The organism is Lentzea sp. NPDC060358 (assembly GCF_042725365.1).
Lineage (GTDB): Bacteria > Actinomycetota > Actinomycetes > Mycobacteriales > Pseudonocardiaceae > Lentzea.
Genome location: NZ_JBHXCW010000005.1, coordinates 61,340 through 76,509 on the forward strand (window position 1 = coordinate 61,340; position 15,170 = coordinate 76,509).

The window sequence follows — 15,170 nt, forward strand, 5'->3', positions numbered from 1 at the left end:
CAAAGGATCTTGAGCGGCCCCGACGGCTTCAGTTGTCTACGAACGGCGCAGACGCTTGGTCTTGCGCGGGGGAGGAAGCGCTCCCTCGGCGCGCAACCGGGCGGCGTGCGCGGCCAGCGCGTCGACCAGCGCGGGCACGTTCGCCTCCTCGGGCTGCACGTCGACCCGGAGGCCGAACTCCCGCGCCGTCTCGGCGGTCTGCGGGCCGATGCACGCGACGAGCGTGCGGGCGTGCGGCTTGCCCGCGATGCCGACCAGGTTCCGGACCGTGGACGACGAGGTGAAGCACACCGCGTCGAAGCCGCCGGACTTGATCATCTCGCGGGTGTCGGCGGGCGGCGGGGCCGCACGCACGGTGCGATACGCCGTCACGTCGTCGATCTCCCAGCCACGGTCGCGCAGGCCGGCGGCCAGCGTCTCGGTGGCGATGTCGGCCCGCGGCAGCAGCACGCGGTCGACCGGGTCCAGGATGTCGTCGTAGGGCGGGAAGTCGTTGAGGAGACCCTCGGACGACTGCTCACCGGACGGCACGAGCTCGGGGATGATGCCGAACGAGCGCACCTTCGCGGCCGTGGCCTCGCCGACGCAGGCGATCTTCACGCCGGAGAACGCGCGGGCGTCCAGGCCGAACTCGCGGAACTTCTCCCACACGGCGCGCACGGCGTTGGTCGAGGTGAAGACGACCCACTGGTAGCGGCCGTCGACCAGGCCCTTGACCGAGCGCTCCATCTGCGCGGGGCTGCGGGGCGGCTCGACCGAGATGGTCGGCACCTCGACGGCGATCGCGCCGTGCGAGTGCAGGCGCTCGGACATCGCGCCGGCCTGCTCCTTGGTCCGCGGGACCAGCACGCGCCAGCCGTAGAGCGCCCGCGACTCCCACCAGGAGAGCTTCGAGCGGGCAGCGGCGGCGGCGCCGACCGTGACGACGAGCGGGCCGTTCAGCTCACCGGCGTCGGCGGCCACGGCGGCGAGCGTCGTGTCGATCGTGCGCTGCTGGAAGCCCGTGCCCTCGGCGGTCACGGCGACCGGCGTCTGCGGCGCCAGACCGTTCTCGACGAGGTTGGACGCGGCCTCGGCCAGGTGCGAGCCCGTGGCGTGCAGCACGAGCGTGCCGGGTGAGGCGGCGAGCCCCGCCCAGTCCGAGACGGCGCGCACGTCGACCTCGGTGTGGACGCCCCCGAGCGCGACACCCGCGTAGGCGGGGACCGCGGTGCCCGCGGGCACGCCGGGGACGACGTCGAACGGGATCGTCGACTTCGCGACGGCCTGCGCTTCCTTCACGACCGCGTCGAGCGTCAGCGGGTCACCCGCGACGAGGCGGACGACGGTGGCACCGGCCCGCGCCTCGTTCACCAGGTCCTTGGCCACGTCGGCGGACTCGCCGACAGCGGGGCGGACCTCGACTCCCTCGGCCACGGTCGCGAGGACGTCCGCGGGGACGTCCGGGTCGGTGACCACGAGTTCAGCCCTGGTGAGCAAGTCGTGGGCCCGGACCGTGAGCAGCCCGGTGTCGCCGGGGCCGGAGCCCACGAAGGCGATGCGTCCGGGGGTCTTGCGTGCGCGGGTCATCAGGGCACTCCCCATCGATTACGCCTCTGGGCCGCTGAGCACCGCGGCCCCGAGGTCGAGCAACTCGGCGGCCAGCGCCCGGCCGAGCTCCTCAGCTGCGGTCAAGTCACCGGTGGCGGACGCGCGGAGGAGATCGTTCTCCGGCGTCGCTGCGACCCCGCGCAGGGAAAGTCGGTACACGACCTTGCCCTCGTCGTCGAGGTCTTCCACCACATCGGCCAGCGCGCCGACCGGCGCGCTGCAGCCCGCCTCGAGCGCGGCCAGCATGGCGCGCTCCGCGGTCACAGCGGCCCGGCTGGCCGAATCGTCCAGAGTGGACTGGATCAGGTGCTCGGCATCGACGTCGTCGACCCGGCACTCCACTGCCAACGCGCCCTGTGCGGGCGCGGGAAGCATCTGGATGGGCTCCAGCGTCTCGGTGATCTCGTCGGCGCGACCGAGGCGCGCGATGCCGGCACGGGCCAGCACCACGGCGTCGAGCTCGCCGTTGCGGACCTTGCCGATGCGGGTGTCCACGTTGCCGCGCAGCGGCACGACGTTCAGCCCGAGGCCGAGGGCCTCCAGCTGCGCGGCGCGGCGCGGGGACCCGGTGCCCACGGTGGACCCCGGCAGCAGCTCGCCGAGCGTGAGGCCGTCGCGCGCCACGAGGGCGTCGCGCGGGTCCTCGCGCCGGGGCACCGCCGCGAGCACGAGGCGCGGGTCCGGTGCGGTCGGGAGGTCCTTGTAGGAGTGGACGGCGATGTCGATCTCGCCGGCCGCCAGCGCGTCGCGCAGCGCCGACGTGAAGACGCCGATGCCGATCTGCGCGATGGGCGCGTCGGACAGGTCACCCGGCGTCTTGACGACGACGATCTCGACCTGGGCGCCGGCGGCCCGCAGGGCCTCGGCGACGGTCCCCGTCTGCGCGAGCGCCAGTGCGCTGCCTCGGGTACCCATCCGTAGGGTGCGGGTCACCGCGTTTCACCATCCACTGAAGACTTGGTCTGACTGACGGCCCCGGGAGTCTGGGGGTCGAGCCCGAAGAGCTCGCGGAGAGCTTCCGCGTAGCCGGTGCCACCAGGGGCGGAGGCGAGCTCCTTCACCCTGACGGTCGGCGTGTGCAGGAGCTTGTCTACAACGCGACGCACCGTCTTGGCCAATTCACCGCGTGTCGCGGGGTCCAGTTCGGGAAGTCGCGAATCAAGGCGGAGGAGCTCGGCGTCGACCACCTCGGCCGCCCGCTTGCGCAGGGCCGTGACGGTCGGCGTGACCTCGGCGGAGCGCTGGCCCGCGAGGTAGGCCTTGACCTCGCCGGCGACCAGCTGGGCCGCCAGGCGGGCGTCCTGACCTGCGGGAGCGTCCGACAGGCGGCGCTGCAGCGTCTCCAGGTCGACCACACGAACGTTCGGCAGCTCGGCCGCGGCCGGGTCGACGTCCTTGGGCAGGCCGAGGTCGCAGACGACCAGCGGGCGGGCGCGCTTGCCGATCAGGTCGGCGCGGACGACGGTGTCGACCGAGCCGGTGCACGCGAAGACGACGTCCGCGAGGTCGATCTCGACGGCCAGCGCGCCGAGGTCGACGGCCGTCGCGGGGACGCCCTCCGCCTTCAGCGCCGTGGCCAGGCGCACGCCGTTGGCCTGCGTCCGGTTCGCGATGACGACCTCGCCGATGCCGGCGCGGCGCAGGTGGGCGGCGGCGAGGCCGCCCATGGCCCCGGCGCCGACGAGCAGCGCGCGGCGGCCGACGAGGGTGCCCAGCTCGGCCTCCGCGTCACCGAGGGCCTCGGACACGACCGACGCGCCCGCGTGGTCGATGCCGGTCTCGGAGTGCACGCGCTTGCCGACGCGCAGGGCGTTCTGGGTGAGTTCGTGGACGGTCTTGCCGACGGTGCCCGCCTCGTCCGCCGCCGCGTACGACCCGCGCAGCTGGCCGAGGATCTGGGACTCGCCGACGACCATCGAGTCGAGGCCGGCCGCGACGGAGAACAGGTGCTCGACGGCGGCGGCCGCGTAGTGCACGTAGAAGTGCTCGTACAGCGACTGGGCGTCGACCTGCGCGTGCTGCGCGAGGACCTCGACGACCTCGGACATGCCGCCGTGGAACGACTCGACGACGGCGTAGACCTCGACCCGGTTGCAGGTCGACAGGACCATCGCCTCGGAGACGCTGGGGGCGGCGAGCAACTGGCCGAGGACCTTGGGCAGGTCCGGCTCGGCCACGGTGACGCGTTCCAGGACCGGGACGGGGGCGGTGCGGTGCGACAGACCGATTACGAGCACGCTCATGCACTCACCACGTCTGCCGGAGCCGCCTGGCTCACGCTCACGGGCGAATCACCATCCCGTCCACACCGAGTCCGTCGTTGCCTGCCGGTCCGATCCCCGCTGAGACGCTGGCAGCCTCGTCCGCACGTCGAGCGACGTGGAACGACAGGATCTGCATCTCGACCGCCAAGTCAACCTTGCGCACCTCGACGTTGTCTGGAACCTGGAGGACAACCGGTGCGAAGTTCAGAATGCACTGCACGCCCGCAGATACCAAACGGTCGCAAACCGACTGGGCCGCGGGCGGCGGCGTCGCGATGACGCCGATCGACACCTCGCGTTCGAGGCAGACCGCGGTGATCTCGTCGATGTGGTTGACGGGAATGCCCCCAACAGGGATTCCGACGAGATCGTCGTCCACGTCGAAGAGGGCGGTCACCGGGAAACCGCGGCCGGGGAACCCGCCGTAGTTCGCGAGAGCGTGACCAAGGTTACCGATGCCGACGACGGCGACGGAGTGGTTGCGGGTGAGGCCGAGGATGCGCTCGATGTGGCTCACGAGGACCTCGACGTCGTACCCGACGCCCCTCGTGCCGTAGCTGCCGATGTAGCTCAGGTCCTTGCGGAGCTTCGCCGCGTTGACGCCCGCGGCCTGGCTGAGCTCCTCGCTCGAGACGGCGGTCACGCCCTGGTCGGCCATGCCCGACAGCACGCGGAGGTACACGGCGAGCCTGGCCACCGCGGCCTCCGGGATCGCCTTCGCGCGCTCCCTGTCGGCAGGCTCCAGAGGGGTCGTGGTCGTCTCACCTTCGCCCCGCCGTGATGCCACGCTCTCCGACCTCCGGATGTGCTCCACCGCAGAGACCCCGCGGCGTTGGTGATGACCACACCGTACCGCTTGTGAACGCATGCACAAAGTCGATGATCAGCTTCCCCGGCCCCGGTCACTGGGCGTGACCAGCGCTTCCTCGGTTCATGATCACTACGGGGTGAGCACCTGCTCCACCGTGCCTACTCGACGGTGAAGGTGACCGAGTGCCAGCCCGTGGCACCGTCGGGCACGGGGTCGAGCCGGGCCTGGTCCTGCGTGAACCCGGACTTGTCGGTCGCCCGGCACTCGGCCGTGTGACTGCCCCGCCCCAGGTCCAGGTCGATCTTCCACATGCGCCAGGTGCTGTCGCTGACGTCCGCGCCGAGCTCGGTCTCCTGCCACGGCCCGCCGTCGATCCGCACCTCGACCTTGGCCACGCCCTTCGGCTGCGCCCACGCGGTACCTGCGATGGTCGTCCTGCCCTGGACCTTGCCCATCCGCTTCGGGCGGTCGATGCGCGAGGACGTCTTGATAGGCGCCCTCGTCGCCCAGCCCCGCGGGATCCAGTAGCCCTGCTCCTTCTCGAACGTCGTGACGTTCAGGTCGGTGACCCACTTCGTCGCCGAGACGTAGCCGTAGAGGCCGGGGACGACCAGCCTGGCCGGGAAGCCGTGCTCGGCCGGCAGCGGCTTGCCGTTCATGCCGATGGCGATGAGGCCCTTCTCGAGGACGTAGTCGAGGGGGCTGCCCGCGGTGAAGCCGTCGTCGCTGGTGCTGAAGAGCTGGTCGGCGCCCGCCTGCACGCCTGCTTCCCGGAGCACGTCGCCGATCTTGACGCCGATGAAGTTGGCGGTGGAGATGTACGGGCCGCCGATCTCGTTGGAGACGCAGGTCAGGGTGATCGTCTCCTCGACCAGGTCCCGCTTGCGGATCTCGTCGAACGTCAGCACCGCCGGGCGGTCGACCATGCCGTGGATCCGCAGCGCCCACTCCTCCGCGCGGAGCCGGGGGACGCTCAGGGCCGTGTCGATGCGGTAGAAGTCGTCGGCGCTGGTGATGAACGTCGGCGTGCCGTCCCGGGCGAAGTCGGCGTTCGGCGGGATCGCGGGGGCCTTGGTCTTCGCGGTGATGTCGCCGATGGCCTGGCGTGAGCCCTCGACGTCGGTGCGGGTGCCGAAGAGCTGGCCCGCGGTGCCCGCTGCCACCGCCAGGCCCGCGGTGATCAGGAAGCTCCTGCGGCTCTCGCTCTCCTCCGCCTCCCGGTGGAGGTAGCGGAAGACGTAGACGCCGGTCGCCGCGCTCGCTATCGGGGCGAGGACCGCCAGTTGGCCCACGTCCGACCTCGTCAGCACCGCCCCCAGGCCGACTCCGCCCAGGACGACCGCGACCACCGTGCCGGGGGTCGGGCTGTTCCTGCTGGCCAGGCCCGCTGCCACGCCGATGGCCGCCAGGACGACGGCCATGCCGGTCAGGAGGACCAGTTTGTCCGCCGTGCCGAAGGTCGTCACGGCGAAGTCCTTCAGCCAGGACGGGGTCAGGTCGATCGCGGCGTTGCCCACGGCCAGGTACGGGGAGGCCGCCGGGTCCACGAAGGCTGCTACCAGGTGGCCTGCGGCCAGGGCTGCTGTCAGGGCCAGCAGGCCGGTCAAGGCGGCCTTGGTGGGCTTCATGGTCTTCATTCGACACCCGGCGGGGGGTGGTTCGCCGCAGTTGTAAGGGGGCGGTAATCAAACTTCGCGTCCGGCGGGCGGGTTCCCGTCTCCTGCTCGCGGGTGCCCGGCGTCGGCCGCGTGCTACTTCACCCTGCGGCGGTAGGCCATCGTCGCCGCTATCGCGCCCGCCACCGCTCCCGCGCCCAGCACCGACGGGACGCCGATCTTCGCGGCCTTGCGGCCCGTTCTGAAGTCCCGGATCTCCCAGCCCTTGCGGCGGGAGATCTCTCTCAGCTGCGAGTCCGGGTTCACGGCCACCGCCGTGCCCACCACGGAGAGCATCGGGACGTCGTTCGAGGAGTCCGAGTAGGCGGTGCAGCGGCGGAGGTTCAGGCCCTCCTTGGCGGCCAGGGCCCGGACCGCCTGCGCCTTGGCCTTGCCGTGGAGCAGGTCGCCGACCAGGCGGCCGGTGTAGACGCCGTCCTCCGACTCGGAGACCGTGCCCAGGGCTCCGGTGAGGCCCAGGCGGCGGGCGATGATCTGGGCGAGCTCCACCGGGGTCGCGGTGACGAGCCAGACCCGCTGGCCCGCGTCCAGGTGCATCTGGGCCAGGGCCTGGGTGCCCTTCCAGATGCGGTCGGCCATCAGCTCGTCGTAGATCTCCTCGCCCAGGGAGACCAGTTCGGCGACGCTGCGGCCCGCCACGAAGGAGAGGGCCTGTTCGCGGCTCGCCTTCACCGACTCCGGGTCCTCCCGGCCGCCCACGCGGAACTTCAGCTGCTGCCAGACGAATCCCGCGAGGTCGGAGGAGCTGAAGTACTTGCGCGCGGCCAGGCCACGGGCGAAGTGGAAGATCGAGGCGCCCATCATCATCGTGTTGTCCACGTCGAAGAAGGCCGCCGCGGTCAGGTCGGTGGGCACCGACAGCGAGGTTTCGAGCTCCGGCGCCATCGCGGCGGCCTGGATCGCCGCCTCTGCCGATGCCTCGCCGGCCAGTTCGGCCAGCCGGTCGCTCTCCACGTCACGCTTGCCTGCCATGTCGCAAGCCTAGCGATCAGGTCCCGATGGGACTGGACGACTCAACCGAAGCTGATGCCGGGCAGCAGCGGCAGCGAGATGCTGGGCAGGGGCAGCGGCAGCGGGATGGTGATCTCCGGCTTGCCCGAGGCGGGCGGGGTCGTGCTGCCCGGCTTCGAGGCCGGTGGGGTGCTGGTGCCGGGGACGACCGACTGCGTGGGCTGGGCCGGTGGTGCCGCCGAGCCGGTCTGGGCCGGCCGGCCCGACTGCGTCGGCTGTGCGGTGGGGGTCGGGCGGCTGCTCGCGGAGGCGTTCGGCGGCTGGACCGCCGTCGTGCACTCGTCCTTCGCCGGCAGCGGGCCCAGCGGGTCGGCGGAGCCGCTGGTCACGGCGCCGCAGCCGATGCGGGCCGTCAGGTCGTGGGCGCGCTGGGCGATGCTCGCGAGCAACCACATCGTGGTGTCGGCGTGCTTGCCCGCGTCGTCGGGCAGCCGGGGGCGCAGGGTGCCGAGCTTCTCGTACTGGTCGAGCGCCCAGTCGCGCAGTGCGGGGAGTGCCGTCTCGTCGGACGTCGTCGCGTAGGTGGTGAGCTGGCGGGCGCCCTCGACGGCGTCGGTGTCCAGGTCGGAGAGGGCCGTGAGCTGCGCGGACGAGTCCGAGGCGCGGTCGGCGAGCGTCTCCATCTCCGTCACGCGGGCGGCGGCGAACTCGAGGTGCTTGAGGGCTCGGGACTCCTCGTCGAAGGTCAGGCCGAGCGAGGCGCCTTCGGTGGTGCGTTTGATGCCGTAGAGCGGGTCTCCCGGGAGCGCGTCACGGCTGAGCAGCACGCTCATGCCGCCGAGTGACATCAGCAAGCACAGGACCGCGGCCGCTGCGACTGCCACCCGTGCGCGCGCTCCCACCCGTCTTACCGACGAGAGGGCCAGCGGCTTCTCGGGTGGTGACGCCGTGAGGACGCGCTGCTTCATGCGTTCGCGCGTCTCGGCGTCCGGGCCGACGTCCATCCGCCGGAGGAGTTCGACGATCGCGAGGTCCTCCGCGAAGTCGTCGTCACCCACCGGCCGAGGGCCGCCCTCAACGGCACGAGCGAAGCGCTCGTGCTCTGCCTGCCGCCACCGCGGTGTTCTTCCCTTGCCGTCCATCTCAGCCCGAGTAACGAAGTTGATCTGCTTTGGGTTACGCCCCTGCGATCGCGATCACCGCAACCAGGACGGGAGGATCTGTGCGAGCCGCCGCACGGCCCGGTGTTGCAGCGCCTTCACGGCGCCCTCGTTGCGGTCCATGATCTGCGCGACCTCCGAGACCGATTTGCCCTCGATGAACCTCAGCCTGATGCAGTCGCGCTGGTCATCCCCCAACTGTGCAACGCAGCGGAGCAGCTCCGCGTTGGTCGCCTCGGTCATGACCTCCTGCTCGGGGCCGCTCGTCTCCTCGCGGTTGTCCTGCAGCTCGGCCGTCGTGACCTCGAGGCGGTACCGGCTCGACTTCACGTGGTCGAACACGATGTTGCGGGCGATCGTGACGAACCACGCGCCCACGTCGCGGCCCTGGTAGCTGACGGAGCCGATGCTGCGCAGCGCCCGCAGGAACGTCTCGCTCGTCACGTCCTCGGCGAACGCCCGGTCGCCGCCGACCCGGAAGAGGACATAGCGGAACACCATGTCGACGTACTGGTCGTACAGCACCCCGAACGCCTCGGTGTCACCCTCTTGGGCGGCCTTGACGAGCTGCCACGGCTCGTCGGCGTCGTCGTGCTGACCCCCCGTCATGGTCCGGGTGGTCCTGATCGTGTTCGGTCGTGCCCGCGCGGTCATCGGCTCGCGGCACCTCCACAGAGTCGCCGTGGCGGCAGCATACGTGTTGTTACTCCGTAGTAGGTAGTGGACCCGGCTCGTACGGGGAGACGCGTGATCCACGACTTCATGACGCTCGTCACGCGTGGAAGACTGCTCCGAGCGCCCTGTTGTTCATGAGGAGGCCATGGTGACTTCCGCTCGCAATGTCTCAGATCTCGTCCGTGCTTCGGCACAGCGGGGACCCGGCCACGTCGCGCTCGTCGACGTGGTGAGCGGAAAAAGCATCACGTGGGAAACCATCGACGGTGCGATCGACGCTTTCGCCCGCCATTTGGCCGATTCAGGACTCGAATCGGGCGACCGGGTGGCGGTACGGCTGCCCACGAGCCCCGAGTTCGTCGTCTCCGTGTTCGGAATTCTGCGCGCGGGCGGCGTCGTGGTGCCCACCGGCCCCGGTACCCCACCGCGCGAACTCCAGCGCATCCTGGCCGACTCGGGGGCCAGGTTCCTGATCGGCGACGGCGAGGGCTCGGACGCGCACGTCCTGGACCTTCCGGACGTCACGGCCGCCGGCGAGCCGTTCGAGGCCGTGGGCGGCGGCGAGGACCTGGCGGTGCTGGGCTACACCTCCGGCACGTCCGGCGTGCCGCGCGGCGCGATGCTCTCGCACCGCGCGCTGCTCGCGAACGTCGCGCAGTGCGCCTCGCTGCGGCCCGCACCCGTGACGGCGGGCGACCGGGTGCTGCTCGCGCTGCCGCTGTTCCACGTCTACGGCCTCGGCCCCGGCCTGCTGCAGGTCGCGGGCGCCGGTGCCACGGCGGTGCTGCTGGAGCGCTTCGACCCGTCGGCGGCGCTGGACGTCATCGAGGAGCACCGCGTCACGACGATGGTCGGCGTGCCGCCGATGTACCGGGCGATCCTCGCCCACCCCGTCGAGCTGCTGCGCGAGAAGCTCGCCACGGTCCGCCTGTTCACCTCCGGCGCCGCCCCCCTGCCCGCGGGTGTCATCGCCGAGATGCGCGGCGCCATCGGCATCCCGATCTACGAGGGCTACGGCCTGACCGAGACCGGCCCGGTGCTCACCTCCACGTTGGTCGGCGGCGTGCCGAAGCCCGGTTCGGTGGGCCAGGCGCTGCCCGGCGTCGAGATCCGCCTGGTCGACACCGACGGCTCGGTGCTCGACGTCGACGAGGACGAGCCGGGCACCGGCCTGGTCTCCGCGAAGGGCGACAACCTGTTCAGCGGCTACTGGCCGGACGGCGAACGGGGCCCCGACCCGTCGGGCTGGTTCCGCACGGGCGACGTCGGCTTCATCGACGCCGACGGCGACCTGCACCTGGTCGACCGCGCGAACGACCTGATCATCGTGAACGGCTTCAACGTCTACCCGCACGAGGTGGAGCGGGTCGTGGACGAGATGCCGGCCGTCCTGGAGGCCGCGGCCGTCGGCGTGCCGGACGAGAGGACCGGCGAGTCGGTCAAGGTGGTCGTGGTGCTGCGCGACGGCGAGGACCTGTCGGCGGACGACGTCGTGGCGCACTGCGCGGCGCGGCTGGCGAAGTTCAAGGTGCCGACGTCGGTGGAGTTCGTGCAGGCCCTGCCGCACTCGCCGACCGGCAAGCTGGCCCGCGCGATCCTGCGCAAGCCGCTGGGAGCGTGACGCCGTGCCGCACCACGTGACCGTGATGAGCCGCGCCGACTGCCACGCGTGCGAGGAGGCCAAGGCCGAGGTCGAGCGGATCTGCGCCGAGATGGGCGCCACCTGGTCCGCCGAGGACGTGGACGCCGACCCGGAGCTGCGCGCCGAGTACGGCGACCAGGTGCCGGTGTTCCTCGTCGACGGGGTGGAGCACGGGTACTGGAAGGTCGAGGAGGACCGGCTGCGGGCCGCGCTCGCGTCCTAGACCAGGCCGAGCTCACGCCAGCCGCGTTCACCGGCCGGCGTGAGCGCCACGGCCCGTGTCGTGCCGATCCGCTTCACCCAGCCGCGGTCGAGGAACACCGCGCACAGGTGCGCCCCCGCGGCTCCGGCCAGGTGCGGGACGCGTTCGGTCCAGTCCAGGCAGGCCCTGCTGACCTGCCGTTTCGAGGGCTCGAACCCGAGCTCCTTCAGCCACACGACGCCCAGCTCGGTGACGGCCAGCTCCGCCGTCACCACGCCGAGCTCCACCAGGCCCGACTTCAGCGCGATCCCGAGCTTGCCCGCGAGGTGGTCGTAGCAGGTGCGGCCACGGGCCATCGCCTCCGAAGCGGACGCTGCTCGCAGCGTGCGCGGGGCCGGCGGAGGGCCGGCGAAGGCCGTCATCGCCTCCAGCAGCTCGGCCACGTGCGGACCGGCCAGCGCGACGTAGCGGTGCCGGCCCTGCCGGTGCTCGACCAGCAGGCCGCCCTCGACCAGGCGCGTCAGGTGCTCGCTGGCGGTCGACGCCGCCACCCCGGCGTGGGCGGCCAGCTCGTGCGCCGTCCAGGCCCTGCCGTCCAGCAGGGCCCCGCAGAACGCCGCCCGCGTCCGGTCCGCCAGCAGCGCGGCCAGTGCCTCCATGCCCGCCATTGTGCGGCCGGGACACTTCGGCCGGCGCCGAAGCGTCGGGGCCCTAGCGTCGGGGCATGACCGAGGAGCTGCTGGGCCTGCCCGTGCCGTCCGTGCCCGCCGGCGACCAGGGCGTGGCGTGGCTGCGCGCGCACGTCGTCCGTTTCAGCAACGGCGCCGAGCACGCCCGCAGGCGCGCGCTCACGACCAGGCTCATCGAGAACGTGCAGGTCACCTCGCTCGACGAGCTGGCCACCGCGCTCGGGCTGCCCGGCTCGCTGGACGACATCGCCGCGATCGCCCCCTGCTACCAGCCGCACGAGGCCGTCACGGCCGAGGCCGACGCGGCGGTCGAACGGCTCGCGGGCGGCCACGACGAGCTGACCGCCGCCCGGATCGGGCTGCTGGTGCAGGCCTGGGCGGCCACGCACGCGTTCGCGGAGCGCCTGCGCACCTCGGACCCCTCCCCGCCCGTCCCGATCACGCGCAGGGCCTCTCAGGACGGCGTGGTCGAGGTCCGGCTCGACGCGCACCCGTTCGGCCACGGCCCGCACGCCTGTCCCGGCCGCGACGTCGCCACCCGGATCGCCAAGAACCTCGCCTTCCGGGCGCTGCACCACCAGGACGGGCCGTTCGTGCTGCCCAACGCCTGGGACCACGCGTCGGCGGTCGCACTGCACGCGAGCGGCTTCCCCGCGGTCGGCACGACGAGCCTCGGCGTGGCGGCGGCGCACGGCCTCGAGGACGGCGCGGGCCTCGCGGGAGCGGAGACCGTCCGGCTCGCGCGGATGCTCGCCGGGCTGCCGTTCCCCGTCACGGCCGACCTGGAGTCCGGGTTCGGCGCGGCACCGGAGGAGGTGGCGGAACTCGTCGCCGGGCTCGGCGTCGCGGGCGTCAACCTGGAGGACGGCCGTCCGCACGGCCTCGCGGCGCCGCGGGAGCAGGCCGAGCTGATCCGGGCCGTGAAGGACCGGGCGCCCGGCGTGTTCCTCAACGCCCGCGTCGACACCCACTGGCTCGGCCTCGCGCTGGACGAGACCGAAGAGCGCGCCCGCCGGTACGTCGACGCCGGTGCCGACGGGATCTTCGTGGCCGGGCTGACCGAACCGCGTGACATCGAGCGGCTCGCGGCGCTGGCGCCGTTGAACGTGCTGGCCCAGGCCCGCACGCCGCAGCAGCTCGGCGACCTCGGCGTGAAGCGGATCAGCACCGGGTCGCTGCTGTTCAGGGCGGCCCTGCGGCAGGCCGTCGCGACCGCCGTCCAGGTCCGCGACGGTGCGGAGCCGCCCGCCGCGTTCGGCTACGCCGAGGTCCAGGACCTCAGCCGAGGAACACGTTCCGCCGCTGGGTGAGCAGCCGGTACAGGGTCTGCTGGATCGTCTCGCGCACCTGGTCGGTGAGGTTGAAGACGAGCATCGGGTCGTCCGCCGCGTTCTCGCCGAAGGAGTCGGTGCGGATCGGCTCGCCGAACTCGATGTACCACTTCGACGGCAGCGGGACCGCGCCCAGCGGCCCGAGCAGCGGGAAGAACGGCGTCACCGGGAAGTACGGGAAGCCGAGCAGCCGCGCCAGCGCCTTGACGTCGCCGATCATCGGGTAGATCTCCTCGGCCCCGACGATCGAGACCGGGATGATCGGCACGCCGGTCTTGAGCGCCGCCGACACGAAGCCGCCGCGGCCGAAGCGCTGCAGCTTGTAGCGGTCCTTGAACGGCTTGCCGATGCCCTTGAAGCCCTCCGGCCACACGCCGACGAGCTCACCGGACGACAGCAGGCGCTCCGCGTCGGCGTTGCACGCGAGCGTCTGGCCGCCCTTGCGCGCGAGCGCGCCGAGCACCGGCGTGCGGAACACCAGGTCGGCGCCGAGCCCGCGCAGGGGCCGGTGCGCCGGGTGCTCGGACGCGATGCCGTACGCGGTCATGAGGGCGTCGAGCGGCACCGTGCCGGAGTGGTTCGCCACGATCAGCGCGCCCCCGGCCATCGGGATGTTGTTCAGGCCGATCGTCTCGACCCGGAACCACTTCTCGTAGAGCGGCTTCAGCGGCGGCATCAGCACGTTCTCGGTGAGGTCGCGGTCGAAGCCGAACTCGTCGACCTCGTAGTCGCCCGCCAGCCGCCTGCGCGCGAACGCCAGCAGATCGGTCAGCCTGCGTTCCCAGTCCGGTTCCGCGGACCGCTGCTGCTCCGGCTCGGGAACCACCTCGACGTGGCGCGATCTGCGCGCGGCGTCGCGTTCCGGGTCGTGCAGCGGGATAACGCGTGCTCCTGCCACTGCGTTCATCTCCTCAAGGCGAAGATCAGCGGAACCGCGCGGCCGCGTCGAGGATTCCCCGCTCGGCGGCGACCACGGTCTCCGGGTCGATGAGCGGCTTCAGGCCCCGTCCGCTCACGTAGTCGTCGAAGGCCTGCTGGGTGGTCCACCGCGGCGTGAACCCGAAGTCCTTCTTCAGCAGGGTGGTGTCGACCACGCGCCCCCAGTTGAGGAACCTCATCTGGTCGGGCGAGAAGTCGACGAGCCGGGCGCTCCGGAAGAAGCCCCCGACCGTGGGCACGGCGGCGCTGGGCACCGGCAGGTTCAGCCTGCCCGCCCGCCTGATCGCCTGCGACAGCAGCAGCACGCCGTCGCCGCCCACGTTGAACACACCGGGCAGTTCGTGCAGCGTGGCGCGCTCCAGGACCGCGAGCGCGTCCTCGGAGTGCAGCAGCTGCACACGAGCGTCGTACCCCAGCACCGTGGGCACGACCGGCAGGGCGAAGTAGCGGGTCAGCACCGTGTCGATGCGCGGCCCGATGAAGTTGGTGAAGCGCAGCGTCGTGACGTCGACGTCCGGCCTGCGGCGGCCGAACCCGCGCACGTACCCCTCGACCTCGACGGCGTCCTTGGCGTAGCCGGACGACGGCAGGTCCTTCGGGCCCATGTCCTCGGTGAACACCGCCGGGTCGCGGCTGCTGGACCCGTACACGGCGCTCGTGGACTTGACGACGAGCTTGCGCACCTTCGGCGACTTCTGGCACGCGGCCAGCAGCTGCATGGTGCCGATGACGTTCATCTCCTTCATCGCCGTGCGACCGGTGGGCCCGGCCGGGTTGGCGGTGACGGAGGCGTGGACGACCGTGTCGACGTTCGCGGTGGAGATGACCTTGCTGATCAGCGGGTTGCGGATGTCGGCCCGCACGAACTCCGCCCTGCCCATCCTGCGCAGGAGGTCACGCGGCGGCGGCTCGGTGTCCACACCGAGCACCCGCTCGACGTCCGGGTTCGCGGCGAAGCGCGCGGCGAGGTGGCCGCCGAGGAAGCGGCTGACTCCGGTGACGAGGACGACCTTGGGCGTCATGCGACTCCAAGCACGAGGGCGGTGCGATTGGTCGATGCTACAAGCCGATTCGGAAACCGGGCGGGGCCGGAACGCCGTCTTGACGCAGGTCACGCAGGCTTCACGGGCTAATCACCCGATCGGCGGCCCCGTTCCCGCGATGTCGTGCAAGCGTCCCGAAGGGTGAACTTCCCCGTGGGACGGTCCCGCGAAACGCAACCGCCGCCGGTCTCCTCGTG

General features: G+C 71.9%; 14 protein-coding genes. 3 read left to right on the plus strand and 11 right to left on the minus strand.

All coding sequences use genetic code 11. From position 1 onward, the window contains the following. Positions 1–36 precede the first annotated feature (36 nt). The 8 genes from ACFWGZ_RS02275 to ACFWGZ_RS02310 form a co-directional block, all read right to left on the minus strand. Positions 37–1,569, minus strand: coding sequence for a uroporphyrinogen-III synthase (locus ACFWGZ_RS02275; RefSeq protein WP_382449627.1), 1,533 nt, complete (start codon positions 1,567–1,569; stop codon positions 37–39). Between the two features lie 18 nt (positions 1,570–1,587). Next, the gene (gene hemC / locus ACFWGZ_RS02280; RefSeq protein ID WP_382449628.1) at positions 1,588–2,523 is read right to left on the minus strand and encodes a hydroxymethylbilane synthase; all 936 of its coding nucleotides are present in this window, start codon (positions 2,521–2,523) and stop codon (positions 1,588–1,590) included. After that, entirely contained in the window at positions 2,520–3,833 is a 1,314-nt protein-coding gene (locus ACFWGZ_RS02285; RefSeq protein ID WP_382449629.1) for a glutamyl-tRNA reductase, read from the minus strand. Before ACFWGZ_RS02285 ends, hemC begins: the two co-directional genes overlap by 4 nt. Before the next feature lie 37 nt (positions 3,834–3,870). Then, on the minus strand, positions 3,871–4,641 hold the full coding sequence (locus ACFWGZ_RS02290) for a redox-sensing transcriptional repressor Rex (RefSeq protein ID WP_382449642.1): 771 nt from the start codon (positions 4,639–4,641) through the stop codon (positions 3,871–3,873). 182 nt (positions 4,642–4,823) lie between these two features. Then, a complete protein-coding gene (locus tag ACFWGZ_RS02295) occupies positions 4,824–6,293 on the minus strand; it encodes a molybdopterin-dependent oxidoreductase (RefSeq protein WP_382449630.1) in 1,470 nt (489 codons plus the stop codon). Positions 6,294–6,416: 123 nt separating this feature from the next. Beyond that, a complete protein-coding gene (locus tag ACFWGZ_RS02300; protein WP_382449631.1) occupies positions 6,417–7,313 on the minus strand; it encodes an HAD family hydrolase in 897 nt (298 codons plus the stop codon). Between the two features lie 41 nt (positions 7,314–7,354). Further along, positions 7,355–8,350, minus strand: coding sequence for a DUF5667 domain-containing protein (locus tag ACFWGZ_RS02305; protein ID WP_382449632.1), 996 nt, complete (start codon positions 8,348–8,350; stop codon positions 7,355–7,357). Between the two features lie 138 nt (positions 8,351–8,488). Then, positions 8,489–9,061: a sigma-70 family RNA polymerase sigma factor gene (locus ACFWGZ_RS02310; RefSeq protein ID WP_382449633.1), complete on the minus strand. Its 573-nt coding sequence runs from the start codon at positions 9,059–9,061 to the stop codon at positions 8,489–8,491. 211 nt (positions 9,062–9,272) lie between these two features. On the opposite strand from ACFWGZ_RS02310, the gene ACFWGZ_RS02315 reads away from it, so the two are divergent. Both ACFWGZ_RS02315 and ACFWGZ_RS02320 read left to right on the plus strand, forming a co-directional pair. Further along, complete coding sequence (locus ACFWGZ_RS02315; RefSeq protein ID WP_382449634.1) at positions 9,273–10,748, plus strand: AMP-binding protein; 1,476 nt, start codon at positions 9,273–9,275, stop codon at positions 10,746–10,748. A 4-nt stretch (positions 10,749–10,752) separates the two neighbouring features. Continuing rightward, positions 10,753–10,992, plus strand: a complete 240-nt coding sequence (locus ACFWGZ_RS02320) for a glutaredoxin family protein (RefSeq protein WP_382449635.1) — start codon at positions 10,753–10,755, stop codon at positions 10,990–10,992. Here the strand turns inward: ACFWGZ_RS02320 and ACFWGZ_RS02325 are convergent. Continuing rightward, complete coding sequence (locus ACFWGZ_RS02325; RefSeq protein ID WP_382449636.1) at positions 10,989–11,639, minus strand: ArsR/SmtB family transcription factor; 651 nt, start codon at positions 11,637–11,639, stop codon at positions 10,989–10,991. The two genes, ACFWGZ_RS02320 and ACFWGZ_RS02325, sit on opposite strands and share 4 nt — an antisense overlap. 56 nt (positions 11,640–11,695) lie before the next feature. Here ACFWGZ_RS02325 and ACFWGZ_RS02330 point away from each other — a divergent pair, with 56 nt between their 5' ends. Then, entirely contained in the window at positions 11,696–12,970 is a 1,275-nt protein-coding gene (locus tag ACFWGZ_RS02330) for an isocitrate lyase/phosphoenolpyruvate mutase family protein (RefSeq protein WP_382449637.1), read from the plus strand. Here the strand turns inward: ACFWGZ_RS02330 and ACFWGZ_RS02335 are convergent. Then, a complete protein-coding gene (locus ACFWGZ_RS02335; RefSeq protein ID WP_382449638.1) occupies positions 12,939–13,898 on the minus strand; it encodes a lysophospholipid acyltransferase family protein in 960 nt (319 codons plus the stop codon). The genes ACFWGZ_RS02330 and ACFWGZ_RS02335 overlap by 32 nt on opposite strands. Positions 13,899–13,914: 16 nt before the next feature. Further along, on the minus strand, positions 13,915–14,952 hold the full coding sequence (locus ACFWGZ_RS02340; RefSeq protein ID WP_382449639.1) for an NAD-dependent epimerase/dehydratase family protein: 1,038 nt from the start codon (positions 14,950–14,952) through the stop codon (positions 13,915–13,917). Positions 14,953–15,170 lie beyond the last annotated feature (218 nt).